Here is a 3,647-nt window from a genome sequence, read left to right on the forward strand (position 1 = left end):
AGGGGACTGGTCCCCTTGCAGGGGGTTCTGAAGGGGGGCGGAGCCGCCCCTTTCTTTCTTGTATGCAAGCAATTTTGATACCCGAAAAAACTCGAATCCGATCAGTATACATGTTTATGCTCTCTTGCTGGGTGCATAAATTTTTGGTGGGCGTCATAAAGCTATTGTTTACCGCACTTTTGTACTTTTTACTAAATAGCCGTTTAATGCAGTTATTGAAGATGGATTCTCGTTTTCACGGGAATGACAGATAATGGCATTTTACGCTCATCTGTGTCATTCTACAGCCTGCCCCTGGCTTGAACAGGGGGTAGGCAGGAATCCATTTTCCACCAAAAATTTATGCTCTCTTGCTTACTTTGTGGCAATATTGATGCGTTAAATGTTACGATAGGGCATAAGGTCGTGGTGTAGTACGCATAGCGCAATGTTGTCAGAATATATAGGCGATATAACACGGACGTTTAACCGTGGGGATGCCAGGGAGGAGTCCTATTATCCGGCGCTCGAAGGATTGCTCAAGGAGTACCTGTGCCTGACCGGTCGACAAGACCTCGTCGTTACAACGCTCCCCAAGAAGACCGACGGCGGCAATCCCGACTTCAGGCTCTGGGACGGCAGGCAGCACATCACCGGATACATCGAAGCCAAGGAGCCATCAACGGATGACCTCGGAAAGACCGAACGCACCGAACAACTAAAACGCTACCTTTACACATTCCCAAACCTGATACTGACAAACTTCCTGGAGTTCAGGCTGTACCGCAACGGTGAACTCATAGACACGGCCACCATAGGCAGCCCCTTTGTGTTAAACGCCCTGCATACAACGCCCCCTGCGGACAATGAGCCGGGATTACGCAGTCTGCTTGACAAGTTCCTTGCCTTCTCCGTGCCCAGGATTTACGACTCAAGTGCCCTGTCGAGGGAGTTGGCTAAACGGACACGCTTCCTGAAAGACGTGATTGTAACTAACGTCCTTGGTGATAACGAAGGGTCAACGGGCGGTGGTATGGCGGGGTTTTACGAGGCCTTTCGCGATTACCTCATAGGCAGTCTCAAGAAGGAGGAGTTTGCAAATCTCTATGCCCAGACGGTCACGTATGGGTTGTTTGCCGCCAGGATGCGCTCCGACGAAGGCTTTAACCGTGAGGGGGCGTTTTCCAGGGTACCCAGGTCGCTTGGCATATTGAGGGATGTCTTTAGGTTTGTCTCTTCGGCAGACCTTCCAAGGCAGATGGAGTGGACCATTGACGACATATCGGATGTCCTGGCCGTCACCGATGTCAAGGCCATCCTGCATCAGTATTTCCACGATGGCAAGGGCGAAGACCCCATCATACATTTTTACGAGACCTTTCTCTCCGAGTATGACCCCAAGACAAGGGAGATGAGAGGGGTTTATTATACACCGCAGCCGGTGGTTTCCTATATCGTGCGTTCGGTCAATAACATACTGAAAGACCAGTTCTTCCTACACGACGGTTTAGCCGGCGATGATGTTACCCTGCTGGACCCTGCCGCGGGGACGTGTACGTTTCTGGCAGAGGCGTCCAAGTTGGCTATAGAGGAGTACACAGCGTCATATGGCAGCGGAGACATGTCCGGCTTTATCAAGCGTCACGTGCTTCAGAATTTTTATGGGTTTGAACTGATGATGGCCCCGTATGCGATAGGACACATAAAGATGTCCCTGATGTTGCAGGAGTTGGGCTATACACTCCAGGATGACGACAGGGCGATGTTGTTTATCACCAACACGTTGGATATGGAGGCACCAGGGCAATCGAGGCTTCCAGGGATGTCATCACTGTCTGAGGAGTCACACAGGGCGGAGGACATCAAGAAGAAAACGCCTATCCTGGTGATATTGGGCAATCCGCCATATTCGGGGCATTCCTCAAACGTTGGCGCTTGGATTTCAAAGGAGATAAAGGCCTACTTTCAGGTTGACGGCATGTCGTTAAAGGAGAGGAACCCCAAGTGGTTACAAGATGATTACGTGAAATTCATACGATTTGCTCAATGGAAGATAGACAGCGCAGGCAAAGGGGTGTTAGCGTTTATCACCAATCACAGCTATCTCGATAGTCCAACTTTCAGAGGGATGAGGAGGTCACTGATGAACAGTTTTGATGATATATATATCCTGAACCTACATGGCAATAGCAAGAGAAAGGAGAAATGTCCTGATGGCTCAAAGGATGAGAACGTGTTTGATATCCAACAGGGAGTATCTATAGCATTTTTTATAAAGAAACAGGGAACAAGAAAAAGGGTCTCCTATGCCGAAATATATGGAGAGAGGGAGACAAAACATTGTTGGCTTGATAAAAATGATATTAACACAACACAGTGGAAAGACATTCAACCCAAATCTGAATACTATTTATTTATCCCAAGAGATGAGAGCTTATTACCTGCCTATGATAAGTATACAAAGATTACTGATATCTTTCCCGTCAACAGTGTTGGGATTGTGACCGCACGTGATAAGCTAACAATACATAGGACAAGAGATGAAGTGTGGCAAACCGTACTGAATTTTTCAAGGCTTGATACAAGAGATGCAAGACAGGCCTACAGCCTGGGCATAGATACAAGGGACTGGAAGGTAGAACTTGCACAAAAGGATTTACTAAACGGTGGCTTGGATAGGAAAAATATTTTGCCCATATTGTATAGACCCTTTGACATCCGTTTTACTTATTATACAGGAAACTCTCGCGGTTTCCACTGTATGCCCCGAACAGAAATTATGCAACACATGGTACAGGGTAATATTGGATTGATTACCGTTAGACAAGTTGCAGAAGGAGTTTTTAATCATGCTTTTGTATCGGAACGCATTATTGAAAGCCGTGTAACTTTAAGCAATAAAGGCATAGCATTTCTCTTTCCACAGTATCTTTCTTTATCTCATTATGAAGGAAACGAAATAATCAAACAATCAAACATAAGTCCCAATATAATCAAATCCTTATCCAAGCTCTACAAGACCGAGCCATCCCCGGAGGAAATCTTCCACTACATCTACGCCGTTCTCTACTCAAACACGTACAGGACCAGGTATGCGGAGTTTCTGAAGATCGACTTTCCGCGAGTGCCGTTTACAAGAGACCATAGCGTGTTTACCAGGATGGCCCAATACGGTAAAGACCTTGTTGAGCTGCATCTGCTTAAGGCGCCTGATCTTGAACCACCCCTTGCAAGGTTTCAGGGCAATGGCGATAACAAGGTCATTAAACTGCGATACGACAATACACGGCAACACCTCTATATCAACGCAACCCAATACTTCGAGGGACTCCCCAACGACGTATGGCAGTATCAGATCGGCGGCTACCAGGTGTGCGAAAAATGGTTAAAAGACAGAAAGACAAGAACCTTGTCCTTTGAAGAGGTAAAATCCTATTGCAAGATAGTTACAGCGCTCCAAAAAACTATCAATATCCAGAATGAAATCGATATGCTCTACCACAAACTGGAAGATGCTTTGTAATAATATGTAAATGGGACCGCCGGGGCTTTTCCTCACGAATTATGCCTTTATACTGATAGCAAGGGTGTTGCGCATCAGCGTGGGACTTTTGCTCCTGTTTGGTGTTGCCAGGTACCTGCCGGTGGTGGAGTTTGGGGACTTCCTG

General features: G+C 46.9%; 1 protein-coding gene. It reads left to right on the forward strand.

What is annotated here, in order from left to right:
• Positions 1-427 precede the first annotated feature (427 nt).
• Entirely contained in the window at positions 428-3,502 is a 3,075-nt protein-coding gene (locus HWQ67_RS14395) for a type ISP restriction/modification enzyme (protein ID WP_218253384.1), read from the forward strand.
• The last annotated feature ends 145 nt before the right edge of the window (positions 3,503-3,647 follow it).

This window comes from Candidatus Magnetobacterium casense, from assembly GCF_019173545.1.
GTDB classification, from domain to species: Bacteria; Nitrospirota; Thermodesulfovibrionia; order Thermodesulfovibrionales; family Magnetobacteriaceae; genus Magnetobacterium; species Magnetobacterium cryptolimnobacter.

What these genes read in the sequence shown, in the direction of transcription:
- HWQ67_RS14395 (WP_218253384.1), top strand. Translation starts at nt 428, where the DNA reads ATGTTGTCAGAATATATAGGCGATATAACACGGACGTTTAACCGTGGG.